Annotated in this window: 15 protein-coding genes and 1 pseudogene; 6 read left to right on the plus strand and 10 right to left on the minus strand. The window is 60.9% G+C overall.

Translation table 11 applies throughout. The features are described 5' to 3' along the window. Positions 1 to 343 (plus strand): IS5 family transposase (locus tag M511_RS15975; RefSeq protein ID WP_139824611.1); only part of this gene is annotated, 343 nt, incomplete at its 5' end. Positions 344 to 439: 96 nt separating this feature from the next. Further along, positions 440 to 1371 (plus strand): annotated as a pseudogene (locus tag M511_RS15980) (IS5 family transposase). Between the two features lie 377 nt (positions 1372 to 1748). Here M511_RS15980 and M511_RS19305 read toward each other — a convergent pair. Further along, positions 1749 to 2972: a Hint domain-containing protein gene (locus M511_RS19305; protein WP_240547680.1), complete on the minus strand. Its 1224-nt coding sequence runs from the start codon at positions 2970 to 2972 to the stop codon at positions 1749 to 1751. Positions 2973 to 3483: 511 nt separating this feature from the next. Here M511_RS19305 and M511_RS19685 point away from each other — a divergent pair. Then, positions 3484 to 3870 (plus strand): hypothetical protein, encoded by a 387-nt coding sequence (locus M511_RS19685; protein ID WP_441339023.1) that lies wholly within the window; start codon positions 3484 to 3486, stop codon positions 3868 to 3870. Between the two features lie 112 nt (positions 3871 to 3982). On the opposite strand, the gene M511_RS15995 is transcribed toward M511_RS19685, so the two are convergent. Beyond that, positions 3983 to 4825 carry a DKNYY domain-containing protein gene (locus M511_RS15995; protein ID WP_010397140.1) on the minus strand — a complete coding sequence of 281 codons (843 nt, stop codon included), beginning with the start codon at positions 4823 to 4825 and terminating at the stop codon, positions 3983 to 3985. 521 nt (positions 4826 to 5346) lie between these two features. Between M511_RS15995 and trhA the strand changes: the two genes are divergently transcribed. Together trhA and M511_RS16005 are read left to right on the plus strand one after the other, a co-directional pair. Then, on the plus strand, positions 5347 to 6018 hold the full coding sequence (gene trhA / locus M511_RS16000) for a PAQR family membrane homeostasis protein TrhA (RefSeq protein WP_085502727.1): 672 nt from the start codon (positions 5347 to 5349) through the stop codon (positions 6016 to 6018). Between the two features lie 89 nt (positions 6019 to 6107). Beyond that, positions 6108 to 6473 carry a DUF983 domain-containing protein gene (locus tag M511_RS16005; RefSeq protein ID WP_085502728.1) on the plus strand — a complete coding sequence of 122 codons (366 nt, stop codon included), beginning with the start codon at positions 6108 to 6110 and terminating at the stop codon, positions 6471 to 6473. Positions 6474 to 6519: 46 nt separating this feature from the next. On the opposite strand, the gene M511_RS16010 is transcribed toward M511_RS16005, so the two are convergent. From M511_RS16010 to M511_RS16035, 6 genes are all read right to left on the minus strand, one after another. Then, positions 6520 to 6723, minus strand: a complete 204-nt coding sequence (locus M511_RS16010) for a hypothetical protein (protein WP_010397134.1) — start codon at positions 6721 to 6723, stop codon at positions 6520 to 6522. 66 nt (positions 6724 to 6789) lie between these two features. Further along, positions 6790 to 7161, minus strand: coding sequence for a hypothetical protein (locus M511_RS16015; RefSeq protein ID WP_085502740.1), 372 nt, complete (start codon positions 7159 to 7161; stop codon positions 6790 to 6792). Between the two features lie 72 nt (positions 7162 to 7233). Then, positions 7234 to 8292 carry an ABC transporter ATP-binding protein gene (locus tag M511_RS16020; protein ID WP_010397129.1) on the minus strand — a complete coding sequence of 353 codons (1059 nt, stop codon included), beginning with the start codon at positions 8290 to 8292 and terminating at the stop codon, positions 7234 to 7236. A gap of 76 nt (positions 8293 to 8368) precedes the next feature. After that, entirely contained in the window at positions 8369 to 9187 is an 819-nt protein-coding gene (locus M511_RS16025) for a carbohydrate ABC transporter permease (RefSeq protein ID WP_085502729.1), read from the minus strand. Continuing rightward, on the minus strand, positions 9184 to 10047 hold the full coding sequence (locus M511_RS16030; protein WP_010397125.1) for a carbohydrate ABC transporter permease: 864 nt from the start codon (positions 10045 to 10047) through the stop codon (positions 9184 to 9186). The genes M511_RS16025 and M511_RS16030 overlap by 4 nt, the downstream gene beginning before the upstream one ends. Before the next feature lie 70 nt (positions 10048 to 10117). Then, a complete protein-coding gene (locus M511_RS16035; RefSeq protein ID WP_010397123.1) occupies positions 10118 to 11365 on the minus strand; it encodes an ABC transporter substrate-binding protein in 1248 nt (415 codons plus the stop codon). A gap of 251 nt (positions 11366 to 11616) precedes the next feature. Between M511_RS16035 and M511_RS16040 the strand changes: the two genes are divergently transcribed. Beyond that, positions 11617 to 12495: an AraC family transcriptional regulator gene (locus M511_RS16040; RefSeq protein WP_176224569.1), complete on the plus strand. Its 879-nt coding sequence runs from the start codon at positions 11617 to 11619 to the stop codon at positions 12493 to 12495. 47 nt (positions 12496 to 12542) lie between these two features. Here the strand turns inward: M511_RS16040 and lhpI are convergent, their stop codons facing one another. Both lhpI and M511_RS16050 read right to left on the minus strand, forming a co-directional pair. After that, positions 12543 to 14234 carry a cis-3-hydroxy-L-proline dehydratase gene (lhpI, locus tag M511_RS16045; RefSeq protein WP_217809619.1) on the minus strand — a complete coding sequence of 564 codons (1692 nt, stop codon included), beginning with the start codon at positions 14232 to 14234 and terminating at the stop codon, positions 12543 to 12545. A 6-nt stretch (positions 14235 to 14240) separates the two neighbouring features. Further along, positions 14241 to 15281, minus strand: coding sequence for a proline racemase family protein (locus tag M511_RS16050; protein ID WP_085502731.1), 1041 nt, complete (start codon positions 15279 to 15281; stop codon positions 14241 to 14243). Positions 15282 to 15444: the final 163 nt, after the last annotated feature.

Below are 15444 nucleotides of genomic sequence, written 5' to 3' on the forward strand. Positions count from 1 at the left end.
CAACCTGTTCGTCAGCGCCGGTCAGGTCAGCGACTACATTGGCGCGCGGGCATTGTTGAGCAGCCTGCCGGATGTCGATTGGTTGCTCGGGGATCGCGGCTATGACGCCGACTGGTTCAGAGAAGCATTGAAAGACAAGGGGATACGGGCGTGTATCCCTGGTCGAAAACAGCGGAAGATGACGGTGAAGTACGACAAGCGCCGATACAAACGGCGCAACAGGATCGAGATCATGTTCGGCAGGCTCAAGGATTGGCGGCGTGTGGCAACCCGATATGACAGATGCCCAAAGGTCTTCCTCTCAGCCATCGCCCTCGCCGCAATCGTCATTTATTGGTTATGAGTCCTGACCCTAGAGCATCTAGGGTCCCGAATGGCGTTGTTGCACTTATCAGTGAGGCGGATTCACGTGGTGAATCCTGAGTGTTAGCTTCGTGTCATGGCGAAGCCTTCTTCTCTCCACTACCGCGCGACGAACTGGCCCGACTATAACGCCGCACTGCGCCGCCGCGGCTCGCTCTCGATCTGGTTCGACCCGACGATGGCCTGGCATGTAGCGCAGACCGGGAAGCGCGGTCATCCGGAGACGTTCTCGGAGAGCGCGATCCAGACTTGCCTGACGTTGAAGGTGCTGTTCTGCCTGCCGCTGCGGCAAACGGTTGGGCTAGTTGCCAGCCTGATCGAGATGGCGGGGCTGGACTGGCCGGCCCCGGATTATTCCACGCTCTGCCGACGCCAGGCACGGCTTGTCGTGCAGATCCCTTACCGCCGCCCCGGCGTTCCCGTGACCCTGCCCGTCGATAGCACCGGCATCAAGTTCCGCGGCGATGGTGAATGGCTGGCGCGCAAGCATGGTGCGTCCCGCCGCAGGCAATGGCGCAAGGTCCATATCGGCATGGATGCGCAGACCGGTGATGTTCGAGCTGTCGAATTCACGTCGAGCCGGCAGGGCGATAGCCGGTGCTGCCAGACCTGCTGGCGCAGCTCCCCGAAGATGAAGAGATCGGCTCGGTCACGGCCGACGGTGCCTGTGACACCAGACGATGCCATGGCGCGATCGTCGAACGGGGGGCCGAAGCGCGTATACCCATTCGGCGGAACGGTCGCGCCTGGAAAGAGGATTGCCCGGCCGCCCGCGTCCGCAACGACATCCTGCATGAGACGCTGCGCCTGGGACGGGCCAACTGGAAGCGTTCGGTCGGCTATCATGTCCGAAGTCGCGTCGAGGCGCGGATGAATTGCCTCAAGGCGTTCGGCGAGCGCATCGCCTCATGCGACCCGGATCGACAGACTGCAGAAATCCAGATCTGCATCGCCATCATGAACAGATACAACGCCCTTGGCACCGTCGAGATCATAGCCGTTGGCTGAACGAAAAGAGGAAAAGGGTCATATCGGCCTGCAGCCGATTAGCTCAACAACGCCCAGGGGGCAGGTCAAAGCTCAGAGGGGGGAGCGGCATGGGCCAGAAGTTCGTACCCGAACTGCACGACCCGGATTGCCGCCGGGCTGTGCGGACGAAAACCGCGGACCTCTCTGAGATCGTATCTGACGCGATCATCGCCCGGATGGACGCCGAAGAAAGAGAGCCAAAGTGGCGGGATTGATACATGCACCTGCTCAGGGATCTCCTCCGCTATGCGCCTGCGGGATTAGCGTTTGTGCCCTATCAGAAAGCCGACGCCGCCGTTGATAGAAAAAGGGCCACAGTTTTCACTGTGGCCCTAAAGACAATGTTGATGCGCTGATCAGCACACCATCGGGCGATGGTGCTGCCGGTGGCGGACGGTCAGCTTGCGCGCCTTGCGGCCCGAAGGCAGCATGCGGGCGGGTTCGGGCACGAAGTCAGCGTCGCTAAGCTGGGGGAACAGGGCAAAGATCTCTTCCCGCGCTGCCTTGCCGACGGATCTGAGTGCCTGCGGGCCGGTGTAAAGTGACTCGGTCAGCGCGCCGTTCGAGTTCACCACCTCATGCCGTTCAAAGAGGATGTGGAAATACTCGACCTCGGCCAGATCAGTGGCGATGTCGACACCGTCAAGCTGCAACAGCTGCTTGGCGGCCACGAGAACCTCCATGGTGCCGAACATCTTTTGCGCTATTTTTGAGCGTACCAGAACCCGGTGCTGCGGCGAAACCAGCAGGTCCGACGAAGGCACCCCGTCACCCAGTGCCCCGGCGCGGATGCGAATCGGCATCAGCTTGGGGCTGGCCTTCAGCGCGGCGGCCTTGAGCTTGACCGAGCCGATCCAGCGGATCGGTTGCAACCCGTTGTCGCGCGTCATCACCTTGTCGCCGACCTGCAGCGTCTCGACCGGGACAAAGCCGTTCTCGGTCTCGATCAGAGTGCCGGCGACAAAGCAGAACACCTCGTCGTCAGACAGCTCCAGCGTGCCGTTCGGATCGTGATCCATGGTCACGATGGCGGTGTTGGCGGTTTGCTGGATCAGGTCAGCCCCTGCCCGGATCGTCGCAGCAGGAAGAATGCCGACCCCGAGTGGCAAGTCCTCTACTGCCGCTGCCAGCGTTTCCGTGATCTGGGAGATGGGAGCAGTCACGGAAACCGTTTGGCCAGCAACGACGATGGATGCCGTCACCGCAAGGTGGTCATCATCCAGCGGTTCGTCGCTGATGAAGTAATAGCGACCGTCGGCCTCCATGATATGGCCGCTGATCGGGTTCACCTGCAGCCCAATGGCTGCCAACGGCGGAAGGCCAACGCTAACGGCCGCGTTCGAAACCGTTGTCGAGCCAAGATAGGTGCCCGGGCCGGTTAACGGATCTCCGTTGGTATCGACGGGGGTAACGTTGTCGCCATTTTCAAGGGTCGTGGCACCGTTGGCGTCGACGTCATACTGCGCGAACTCTTGCGAATCCTCAAATGCATTGAGCAGCGATGTGTTGGGCACGAAGGCAATGATGCCATCAAGGCCAACGGTGATAAAGCTTGAGGGGATCTCGGTAATATAAGGCATGTGCGCCACCTTTTGTCAGACCGTCGCAGCGATGCGCGGTCGATTGGTTGAACTGCGAGACCAGAAACTGGGGAACACACCAACTGCTTGAATTGGATCAAGCCATTCCACTTATGAGCGATTCGCCCTTTCCGATCAACATGATTCACAAATGCGTGTGGTATTTTTCTGACAAAAGGCAGATACATTAATGTACATTTTGATCGTGTCGATTGTCGTATGGCAGAATTGTACAATCACAGGGGGTGATTGATTTTATCGAGTAATAATAATTTGTTAGCCTGCGTTAACGAATTCGGGCCTGGTTCGCAGGCTGTGATGCAAGCAAGCCCCTGCGTGAGAGATGAGCGTGGTGCGTGCCCAGATCCCTGACGATGAGCGGGCCTTCTTTCAGCGATTCATCCGCGCCAGAACGTGCGCAAGACGGCCAGCCAGAACATTGTTTCAGATAGGGTTTTCCGGATTGTGAGAACCGGACATCCTAGTGCGACCTGTCCGAAAAGTTCGGCAAATGGTCGCCCGTCTGCCGTCGGTTTCGCTGCTGGGTGCTGACCGGATTGTGAGAGGATGCGCTGTACGCGGTGAACCCAGTGGGCGCACGCGCGCCAAGCTTCGGATCGCTGGCAGTGCCGTGATCTTCGTTCGCAGCCATACGGCGGGCGCAAAAAGGCACCTGGCCGTTCGGGAGGTGGTTTCACGACCAAGATCCATCTTTGCGCAATGGTGTCAGCTCAATGATGAGGGCCGCGGCTATGACCTGGACAAAGCTCGGGAAGACATCGCAATCAGCGGCGCACGGCCGACGATCCCGATGCGTGAGAACTGGCAGGTCTGCAAGGTCGTCGGCATGACCATCTTCACGATGCGCAACATGTCGGGCACTGTTTCAGCAAGTTGAAGAGCAGCCGTCGGCGGGTCATCCGCTATGACAAAACCGCAGACGGATTCATCAATGTCGTCTGCATCAGCTGATGGGGCCGCCATTTGTCAATATGACAGAGGTCTCTGGCTCATTTCCTGCCAACTATCGGGTTTTCCAGTTCCCAGCCGAGCTTTCGCGCAATCGGTGGCATATCGTCAGGATCCGAGACGACAGCATATCTGATCCAGAATTTTGCGCCAAATTCGTCATTATCAATTATCTCATCGCACCAGTAATAATGATTTCTGTCTCGGGCCAGTGGTGCGGGTCCGATTTTATGAGAGCTGAAAACTGGCACAACCTCGAAGCTTTCCAGATCTGCCCCCTCGACCCGGCTGTTCAGATAGAAGATCGCTTTTTCGTCCCGGCTGTAGCTGTAGGACAGATAGCGCCAGCCCTTTCTTTTTGCTTTCGGGATTGATGATCCCTGGGCGAAGGTGAAATAATCGTCATATCCGACAAGACAAGTGTCGCCGCATGAACGAAAGGTTCGGGTATCCGCCTTGACCACCCGGCGCGCGCGCAGGTCACCTGGCGAAAAGAAGACGCTGTTTGCGTCTTTGCCGTAACCTGTGCCCCAGTGGTTTCCTTCGCCGGAATCGCAGGCAGCGAACGTTGTGGGATCGGCGTCCTTGACCTTTCCGATGTGGTTCCAGACATGATTGCCGTCGGTTACAAAGGCGCGGCTGAGAACCCGGAACGTTGCGGGATTTGCACCCATGATGCGCCGCCCCCAGCTGTAAACCGCCTTTTCATCTTTGGAAAAACCGTTTTCATATTGCACGAAACCCTTGCGCAGCTTGAGCGAGTCATAACCCATCCTGCTGCCATCGCGCATGGCAATATTTCCGTCCGGCCCAAGACAATAAGGCAGCCCCTCAACATCGGCGTCGATTGGATATGGCTGAAGTTCCGGTATTGACTCGGTCATCACTGTCACATTTCTTTCGGCACGGATATCATATTCGGGTAGCTTTATGCTGTTGACGGTATTTCGTCCATCGCATTTACGCCCATGCGTCATTATCCGGCGTCAAATAGGCCCGACCTGAATCTTGTCACAATCATCGTCTCTGCCGGCCACCAGGATTGCTGGTTGCGGCAGGTTGCGTGCCAGCTCATCTCTCGCGCAGAGAGCGGCCTGAATCACCATACGCGGACTTGAAGCCCCCTTTTTGCCAGCACGATCTGGGATATTCCCGGTCGGGGCATTCACGTCGGGGTGCGTCGCGATCATGTACCGTCCCAATGGGCGGTATGTACGATGAACCCTTTCCCTCTGAACGCTTCCTTGTGTGTCGAGACGAGCGAGGGGGATGAAGCACGGGCTTACAGAGAAGGTCGGAAAGCGTTGTCAGGCTGCGGCGGCTGACTGTTACGCCTGCTGTAATGCCAACATTTCGACGAGAGTTTGATTTGCCAAGGCGCGGTTCGCGGGCCTAGGCTGCTCGTATGACGACAACCGGGCATATTCCGCGACTCTACAGCCGGGCCGAGCGGTTCAGCGATGGAGTCGTCCATATCCTCGGCCTGACGCTGGCAGCGTTGGCCGTGCCTGCCCTGATTGTTCTTAGCCTGTTCTCTGAGGCGGGGTCGACGGCGGTGGTCGGGGCTTCGGTCTATGGCGGCACACTGATCCTGATGCTGACCTTTTCGGCGCTTTGCAACATGGTGAACAGCCCCAGGTGGCAGGGGCTGCTGCGCCGGCTGGATCATTCGGCAATCTACATGAAGATCGCGGGAACCTACACGCCCTTTACCCTGCTGTCGGGTGGTCAGGCGCTTGGGTTGCTGGTCGGCCTGTGGATGGCGGCGGCGCTGGGCCTGTCGTTAAAGATGCTGGTCCCGCCATGGCGCCTGCGTTGGCTTGCACTTGCGCTTTATCTGGGCATGGGCTGGGCCGCGGCCTATGCCGGAGGGCCGATGCTTGCCGGACTATCGGGTCCGGTGCTGATCCTGATGATGATCGGGGGCGCGATCTACACCATCGGGGTGGTGTTTTTCCTGATGCAGCGCCTGCCGTTTCACAACACGATCTGGCACGTTTTTGTCCTGACGGGCAGCGCGATCTTTTTCGCTGCGGTTGCTCATTGCATCACCCATCCGCCGATAGCCGGCCTTTGACCCCGGGGCTGTCCGCATCATCAGCCATTGCATTCCCCGCCGTACCATCATGTTATTCTTGCGCGAAAATAATCGGAGCATGAACGGTCATGACAGAGGAACGAAGTGGGCGAGCCGCCGCGATCAGAGGGCTGACCGGTCGCTGTCCGCATTGCGGCAAAGGTCGGCTCTTCAAGGGCTATCTGACCATCGTGCAGAGCTGCGAATCCTGCGGTGAACCGTTGGGGCTCTACCGCGCTGCCGATGGCCCGGCCTTCTTTACCATGACGATCATGCTTTTGCTGCTGATCCCGATGATCGGCTTTGGCTGGGTGCTGTTCCGGCCGGATCCCATAACGCTGCTTGTGACGGTGGGGCTGGCGATAACGGTGCTGACACTGCTGATCCTCCGCCTCGTGAAGGGGGCGTTTGTCGGCTATCTTTGGGCGCAGCGCGAACAGGATCGCGGCGCCTGAACCCTGCGAGCCCCCCGCGGACCCTGTGATCCGCGGGGGTGGCCGATCAGCCGGCCAGCCAGAGGCCACCAATGATAATCACGCCGATACCGGCCAGCATGATGCACCAGTTCAGCAGCACAATCTTGCCGGATTCGACCGTTCCGGCAGAGGGAGGCGCAGGCGTGGTTTCTGTTGCGTTGTCCTGCACCGGCTCACGCTCGGCAGGCGGCACCCGGTGCACCACCGGTTCGTCATGGATGATGTTCATTTTTCGTCCTTCTTGAACGCAAGGGTCATGGTCTGCCGGCCCGGAAAAGCCGGGGGCAGAGCGATCTCAGGCGGTCATGCGAAAGACGGGAGGGGCGCGTGCGCAGGGCGCCAGCGCGCATAGCGGTGCGCCGATCAGGTGGTGATAGATATAACCTGCAGCCGCTGCGGTTCGCGGCGGTGCAGCCGGGGTCTCTGACGGCGGCAATGCTGCCGCGGTCAGCGGCTGGACCTGCGCCGTTTCCTTGCGTGCAAGCTGGTCCCGGCCGTGGATCGCCGTCAGGCTAAGGGACGGCGCGACCAGTTGCTGCGGATGCTGGACCTCGATACTGACCCGAGGTCCGGGCAGGGTGGCGACCAGCAGTACCAGCAGCAAGGCCATGAACAGCCTTGCCGCCCGCAAAGGAAACCGAAGCTTTGGGTCCTGCAGGTCCGTCATGGTCCCAGTGATCCATGGTTTGCGGCCGGGACGCAAGGCCGGGGACCTCAGCGGCCGGACCATAGGGTGGGCTCAGTCCCCCAGGCGCTGGCCACTTTCCGCGTCAAAGACATGCAGCGACGCGGGATCGAGATGGGCCAGCACCCGCTCTCCCTCGGACAGCCGTGTTGCGGCGGGGACCGAGACCATGAAGCTTTCCGCACCGGCGTTCAGCGAGATCAGCCGCATGTCGCCGTGGAACTCATCCCGCTCGACCGTGGCGGCGATGGCGTCGGGCGTACCTTCGGGAACCAGCCTGATGGCTCCTGGCCGAATGCCCAGGGTGACTTTGCCTGCACGCAGCGGAAAGGGGGCGGCAAGGTCGATATCGGCGTTTCTCAATCGTCCCTCGCCCGCGTCGAGGGAAAAGAAGTTCATGCTCGGCGTGCCGATAAAGCCTGCGGTAAAGACCGTGGCCGGGCGGGAATAGATCTCCTCGGGCGTGCCCATCTGTTCGATCCTGCCCTGATTCATCAATACGATGCGATCTGCCAGCGTCATCGCCTCAAGCTGGTCATGAGTGACATAGACCGAGGTGGTGTTCAGTGCCCTGTGCAGTCGCGCGATTTCGACCCGCAAATGACCGCGCAGCTTGGCGTCCAGGTTCGAGAGCGGCTCGTCGAACAAAAACACCTCGGGTGTCTTGATCATCGCGCGGGCGATAGCGACGCGTTGTTGCTGACCGCCCGACAATTCGGTCGGCTTGCGGCCAAGGTAGATGTCCAGCCCCAGCGTTTCGACCACGGGATCAAGGCGACGGCGGATCTCATCCCTGCTTGTTCCGGCGCGCTCCAGTGCAAAGGTAATGTTTTCGCGCACGCTCATATGCGGATAAAGCGCGTAGTTCTGAAAGACCATGGCGATGCCCCGGTCGCCCGGGTCGCGGTCATTGACCCTTGCGCCGCCGATGAAAAGGTCACCGCCGGTGATCTCTTCCAGCCCTGCGACCATGCGCAGGATCGTGGATTTCCCGCAGCCGGACGGGCCCAGGAAGACGATGAATTCATGGTCAGAGATCGAAAGGTTGAAATTCCGGATGACTTCATGCGAGCCGTAGCTCTTGCACAGGTTGCGGCATTCAACGGTCGCCATCACGATTCCTCACTCTGCATATCTGCGTTTGGGTAGCCACGGCGCGCGCGGCCGGGCCAGGGGGCTTTCATCTGCGTCAATCCTGCGTGGACTTGCGGGAAAAGACCGAGTTCATCCCGGCGCCCGCGACAGCCAGCAGGATCAGCGGCGGCAGCGACAGCAGGACCACCGCGGCATTCAACACCCCCCAGGGAACGTTCATCCCCAGCTGGGACATTTCCGAGGCGACGACAGGCAGGGTGCGCGCCTTTGATGTGCTCAGCATCATCGCAAGCAGGAATTCGTTCCAGACGAGGATGAAGGAAAAGGCGATGGCGGCAAGGATCTGCGGCCGCGCAATCGGCAACGCCACGCGAAAGAAGGTGGCATAGGGGCCAAGGCGGTCGACGCGGGCGGCCTCTTCCACCGCGATCGGCACGCGCTCGAATGCAGGGATCGACAGCCAGATCGTGATCGAGATGGTGATCGTCATATAGGTGACGATCAGGGCAAAGCGGGTGTCGTAAAACCCGAGCCCCAGCCAGATCACCATCATCGGAATGGCCACGGCGACCGGCGGCAGAAAGCGCAAGGACAGGGCAAAGAACTGCGCCTCGCGCGTCAGGCGGTTCTTGACCCGCGCGATCACGTAGGCGGCCGGTACGCCAAGCAGCGCCCCCATGGCGACAGCCGAGGAACAGATCACCAGCGAGTTCGTCAGCGCCCGTGCAACCGAACGGCGGCCCAGCACATATTGCATGTTGTCCCAGACCGGCGTGAAGATCAGCTTGGGCGTGTTGACCAGCAGATCGGCGTTGGTCTTGAAGGCGTTAAGAAGCGTCCACAGCAGCGGCAGCAGCACCATCAAAGCGGCGCAAGCCAGCACGATACGCAAAAGAAGGGTCGAAAGCTTCATTTGTTCAGCCTCTTCCAGATCGAGGTGAAGAGGATGACGGTCAGCACCATCATGATCACGGCCATGGACGAGGCGTAAGAAATATTGCCCGCCTCGATAAAACCCTGCGAATAGGCGTACATGTCCAGCGTCTCGGTCGAGACACCGGGACCGCCACGGGTCATCACATAGACCAGATCGAATGAGCGCAGCGACTCGATCGCCTTGACCAGCAACAGCGAGATAAGCGGCAGTTTAAGCATCGGCAGGGTGACAAAACGGTGGATCTCCCACCCTTTGGCCTTGTCGATCCGGGCGGCCTCGATGGGCTGGGGGGGCAGGGCCTCCATCAGCTTCAGGATGATGACCGCAAAGAACAGTCCCCATTGCCAGACATCGACAAAGGCGACCGTCAGCATCGCCCCCCAGGGGTGGGCCAGAACATCAGGGGTCTGGCCGGTCAGGGCGCGGACGGGCCAGGTTACCGCGCCGTAAAGCGGGTGGAACGAGAATTTCCACACAAAAGCCGCGCAGACACGGGGCAGCAGCACCGGAATGATGAAAAGGACGCTAAGGATCATGCGCCAGCGGCGGGTAGCCGCCTCGAACATGGCGATGGCAAGGCCGATCCCGACCGCCATTGTGGCGCTGACGGTCAGCACCTCCCATTTCAGCGAAACCCACAGCGCGTTAAGAAAGCGGTCGTCCGAAAAGAGCTTCAGGTAATTGGCAAGCCAGACATATTCGGCTTGCGGTGCACTAAGGGTCCGGTTTTGCAGCGAAAGGTTCACCGCATACAGTGTCGGGACCGCCGCAAGAATGACCAGCACCAAAAGCGCAGGCCCCAGAAAGACATAGGGAAGAGAACGCCCAACTCTCATCGGTGCCTCATTGTACTGGAAAGGGAATGGGGCGGGGACGCAATGCGCCTCCGCGCCCCGGGTCAAAGCTTCAGAGCGATTTGGCGAAGGTTTCCAGCTCGTTCAGAGTGGCCTTCACATCGGTGCGCGAACCGGTGATCAGTTCTTCCAGCATGATGCCCCAGGTGTTGCCAAGCTCTTGCCAGCGCGGGTCCTGCCAGAACAGGACCTCGGTCCTTGCGCCGGTTTCGGCCATGGCGACCGACAGGTTTTCGCCGAATGTCTTGACGTATTCGGGGCTTTCATAGGTGCTCTTGCGGGTCAGCTCACCCGGCTGACCCTTGGCAAGGCGGCGTGCCTCCTGCTCTTTCGAGGTGGCCCAGGCCACGAACAGACCGGCGCAAGCCTTGTCCTGCTCTTCGGGGTTTGCCTTGGCAGCAATGGCAAAGCCATGGGCATAGCCCGAACCCGGCAGCGGTGTCGGCGGCGGGGCAAAGCCCACCACATCGACCACACGGCTTTGCGAGGGGTCCTTGGACATCGCGCCAAGCGGGGCGGATTCAACGATCATCGCCACCTTGCCCGAACGGAAGGCGCCGGTGGATTCGTCAAAAGAGCCAGTCTGCGTGCCGGGGGCCGAGTATTTGAACAGCTCAAGATATTCCTCGGTCGCCTTGACCGCCGCGTCAGAGTTGAACGCAAAGGCGCCCGTTTCATCGGTCCATTTGCCGCCATTCGCCGCAAACAGCGGCAGCCAGCGCCAGACGTTCGCGCCCGAGCCACGCTGCCCGCGCAGTGCGACGCCATAAACGCCGTTGTCCGGGTCATGCAGTTTCCTGATGGCGGCGACGTATTCTTCCCAGGTTTTCGGCGGCTCCAGCCCCGCGGCGGTCAGCAGGTCGGTGCGATAGACCATCAGGTCGCCGCCGCCCTGGATCGGTGCAAACCATTGCTTGCCGTCATAGCTTGCAACGCTGCGCATGCCGGCGTCGAAATCTTCATAATCGTATTCGGCGGGATAATAGCCGTCCAAGGGCACGATCCAGCCGGATGAGGCGAACAGAGGCAGGTTTGCCTCGTCCACATAATACACGTTGTAGCTGCCAACGGTCGAGGCATCCGCCTGCGATTTGGCGCGGCGGTCATTCTCGTTCAGATAATCGATCTCGAAACCGGCACCAGAGAGTTCCTCGAACTCATCGACATAATCCTCAAGCAGCGTCAGCCCGTCGCGGGGCTGGGCCAGAACACGTAAATCACTGGAACAAATGGATTCTGCTTGCGCAGTAGTCGCCATCAGCACCGCCAGAAGGCTGGCGGTCGAGAACAGGTGTTTCAAGGTGATATCCTCCCGGATGCAAGGGGATCTTTTCCCCAAACTGCGCCTGAAGCTGGCATAGATGGGGACGGTTCACTAGTTGCGCTCTTGCGCAAAACCGATACTTTAATGTCAAAACCGGGGGATTGCGGGCCGTGCGGATGCAGAAACAGTCAGATTGTGATCCTGTGACGATGCAGGACGCATGGCCGGACGACGATGTTTCCCGGGCATCTGCCAGCCTGCCCCGGCCCATGCGGGTGACAGCGGCGATGCGTGAAAGCATCACAATCCCCGAGGATCGGTCCTATCTGATCCGTCGCGACGATTATCCCCATCCGCTGTGCACCTGGAACTACCACCCCGAATGGGAGATCCATTTCATCCCCGAGGCGCGCGGCTATGCCTATGTCGGCGACTATATCGGCAGTTTCGAACCCGGCCATCTGTCCCTATGCGGCAGCAACCTGCCGCATAACTGGGTCTCGCCCGGCCTGCATGCGCCGGGCCGCGACTATGTCCTGCAATTCGACGCGGCGGCTCTTATGGCAGGCGGGGTCCCGCTGGCCGAGCTGCGCAGCCTTCAGACCCTGTTGCCGCTGTCCGGGCGCGGTATCGAGATCATGGGCTCTGAGGCGGCTGAGATCGGCGCGCTGATCGTGTCGCTGTCTCAGGCCCAACGGGCGCGGGGGCTTGGTATTTTCGTCGAGATCCTTGAGCGTTTCGCGGCGGCGCAGGATTATCGCCTGCTTGCCAGCCCGGGGTTCGTCTCATCCTACGCGGCATTGGCCAGCGGACGGCATTCCAACGTCAACAATGCCATTCAGGTTCTGCAACTGGCCCCCTCGGTAACCATGTATGAGGCGGCCGAGATGGTCGGAGCAAAGCCCTCGACCCTGTCGCGCAGCTTTAAGGCACTGACGGGGATGACCTTTTCTTCATATCAACGCGCCATCCGCATTTCCCGTGCGCGCAGCCTGCTGGCCGAAACGACGATGCGCATCATCGACGTCTGTTTCGAGGCGGGGTTTTCGAACCTGTCGAACTTCAACCGGATCTTCCTGAAAGAGACCGGCATGACCCCCCGTGATTATCGCAATATCTCGCGCATCCGCACGATCTCGCGTCTGGCAGAGGATGAGGACAGTTAGCCTGTCCCGAAACCCCGGCAGGACCTGCCCACCGGGGATGGTTCGGATCAGTCGCTCTCTGCCTTGGCCAGCCAATCCGGCAGCGCCTTGGGTGCCGTCCCGGTCAGCGCGGCATCTATGCATTGTGCCAGATTGCCAAAGCGCACCGCCCGCCCCGAAAGCCCCGGCCCGTAATGGGCGTATTTCCCTGAGTTCGTCATCACCGCATGAGTCCGGGGCGGAAACACCGGTTCCGAGATCGAGCACCAGCACAGATCGGGCAGAACCGTCACGCCGCTTTCTTCGAGCCTTTGCAAAACTCCCTCGGCCCGGGCCTGTGCGATAATGGCCCGGCCGGTGGTCAGGATGGTCGGCACAGCAACCCGGCGCGAGGCAAGCCCGTCCGCCAAAGCCCGGCATTCACCTGACGACGCATGGGGGCTGCCAAGGGCGACAAGGTCGATCTTGTGCGGACCCTCGTTCAACTGTCGCCAGCCCGAGGCCATCATCGCGGCGGTGATCCGGTCGTGGTCGGCGTCATCTGCGATCTGCTCTGCTTCGGGCGTCACGCCCTCGACATGCAGCATGGGTGCAGCGGATGTGGTGCCAAAGGCGGCGCAGAGCGCCTTCAGCTCATCCGTTCCCGGCTTTGCCGGTGACAGGCCGCGCAGTAACGGGATGCGGTCCGGCGACGCCTTGCCCGCCAGATAGCCGATCAGCGGCCAAAAGGCATCGTCCGCGCCGGGGGGCAGTTCAACCTCGATGATGCGGCGGGCCTTGCGGTTCTGATCCAGATAAGGGCCGGACAGGGGGGCCCGACCCGTCATGGCAATGCACAGGTCCAGAAAGTCCGGATGTTTGGCTGTGCGCGCGCCAAGCACCGTATTGGCATAGACGACTGCATTGGATTCCGCCCACGCGATGGCCTCTCCCTGTGTCGGCGCGCTATCCAGCAGGTAGGGGGAGCAAGTAAAGCTGGGCTGGCAGCCCATTTTCACATAGGCATCCGCCAGCCGCTGTGCCGGTCCGCCAAGGCTGGGCGGCACGCCTTGCTGACGCCAGTTCTCACGATCGACCGAAATCGCATTCATCGTCGTCGGGATGATTACCCGCGCATCCATGTCGACCATACGCTCGGCAAAGGTCAGGTTCGCCGGGCTGGCATAGATGCAGCCGTCGATATGGCCTTGCGTGACATCGACCAGCCCCGCCGCCCCCTGCTGGGCGGCCATGGCGCAGATGATCCGCATGGCCTGCGCCGTCGCCGTTCCATGCTGTCCCTGCAGGAAAGCACGGTCCTGACCGGTCAGTTCCAGCGATGCCGTGGCGGGTGGCTGGACCGGTACCGACAGTGTGCCTGCGGTGATCGCGTCATGGCCGATCCGGGCCAGGGTTTCCTGCCCAAGCGCATCGAACAATGCGCGCGGCAGGCGCAGGACCGGCAGCTCTTTGCCAAACATCTCGGCGGCGATCAGTGCGCCAAGCGTCACGACGTCCTCGGGCTCGGCAAAGATCAGCGCTGCCGGACCCCGGCCTGAAAGGACCAGATCAAGCAGCACCCCCGAGCCGGTGCATGAACCACGGGTCGAGGGCATCATCAGCATCTGACCGGTCACGCTTTGCCCATGCAGGGGGTGATGGACGTCGATGATCTTACCGGTTGCCGGGTCAACCCCGCCCCAGAAGCTGAGCGGCTCGTCCGAGAACAGGATAGGCCCGGCCGCGACGCCTGGCAGAATGCTGAGCGCGGTCATGCTCATGGCCCCCTATTGCTTCAGCGTCGGAGTGACGCCCCAGGTGTCCGAAAGCATATAGCCCGATTGCCACGGGTCCTCGGGGTCGACGTAATAGGTATGCTGGCCGGTGATCCATGCACGGCCGGTGATCTGCGGGATGATCGTCGTCACGCCGCCGCGATCCCCGACCTCAAGGATCTTGCCGATAAAGCGTGAACCGATGATCGATTCATGGATCAGCACATCGCCCGCACCCATCAGGCCACGCGCCTGCAAAACCGCCATCCGCGCCGAAGTGCCGGTGCCCGTGGGTGAGCGGTCCGAACGTCCCGGCGCGACGATACAGGTGTTGCGGGTTACTGCTCCGCTGCCCTGAAATGGCATGGCAAACTGGACGATCGAGACGCCGCGCACATTCGGAAACTCGGGGTGGGACACGTCGAACTGTTCCCGCGCGGCTTTGCGGATCTTTTCGCCCAGAATGGCCAGATCGCGGGCCTCGTCAGGGCGGATCTGAAAGCCAAGCGCCTGCGCATCGACGATGCCAAAGAACATGCCGCCATAGGCGATATCAAGCGGGATCGTGCCATGCCCTTCGATCTCAAGCGCGCCATCCAGCACGGCGGCAAAGGCGGGGGCGTTGCGGAAGGTGATCGAGCGGCATTTGCCGTCGCGGCATTCGGCGGTGACCTCGATCACGCCTCCGGGCATGTCCAGCTTAAACCGGGTGATCGGTTCTTGCATCGGCACCATGCCGGTTTCCAACAGGACGGTTGCGACGCAGATCGTGTTCGAGCCTGACATCGGGACATACTCGGTCGGCTCCATGATGATCGCCCCGGCGGCGCAGCCCGGCGTGATGGGCGGCACGATCAGGTTCACATGCCGCGCGACCGAGCCGCGTGGCTCGCAGATCAAAAGCTGGCGGATGTGGTCGTGGTCGCGCTCCATGGCGATCATCCGCTCCATCATCGTGTTGCCGGCCGGGGGCAGAACCCCACCGACGATGACATCGCCGATCTCGCCTTCGGCATGGCAGCCGACCACATTGATCGAAAGACGTGAACGCATGGGGTTTTCCTTTCAGCTCGATGGGTTCGGTTCGCTTGAGGCTGCGGCATAGGACCGGCCCGCAATAAATCAGTCCTCGGGGCGGTTTCCTGTTTCAGGACCCACCCCGGGCGGCCGGTACCATGTCCTGTCATTCGTCCCGGCGGGGTGCCGGGACGTGGCT

Source organism: Paracoccus sp. J56 (assembly GCF_019633685.1).
In the GTDB taxonomy this organism is placed as follows: domain Bacteria; phylum Pseudomonadota; class Alphaproteobacteria; order Rhodobacterales; family Rhodobacteraceae; genus Paracoccus; species Paracoccus kondratievae.